Below are 237 nucleotides of genomic sequence, written 5' to 3' on the forward strand. Positions count from 1 at the left end.
TTTGCCATCGGGGCTAAAAGCGACGCTCCTGACCAAGTTGCTATGCCCAGTCAGGGTTTGCGAAAGTTTGCCTGTAGCCACATCCCAGAGTTTGATGGTGTTGCCATTAATGCTAGAAGCCAAGGTGTTGTCACCACTGCCAGAAGCCAAGGTTTTGCCATCGGGGCTAAAAGCGACGCTATTGACCGAGTAGCTTTGCCCAGTCAGGGTTTGCGAAAGTTTGGCTGTTGCCACATC

The 237-nt window shown here is 51.9% G+C and carries 1 pseudogene; it reads right to left on the reverse strand.

From position 1 onward, the window contains the following. Positions 1-237, reverse strand: a pseudogene (locus tag AABK37_RS42210) (WD40 repeat domain-containing protein); the annotation flags it as partial.

Origin of the sequence: Tolypothrix sp. VBCCA 56010, from assembly GCF_050875635.1 — a bacterium.
GTDB lineage: Bacteria > Cyanobacteriota > Cyanobacteriia > Cyanobacteriales > Nostocaceae > Hassallia.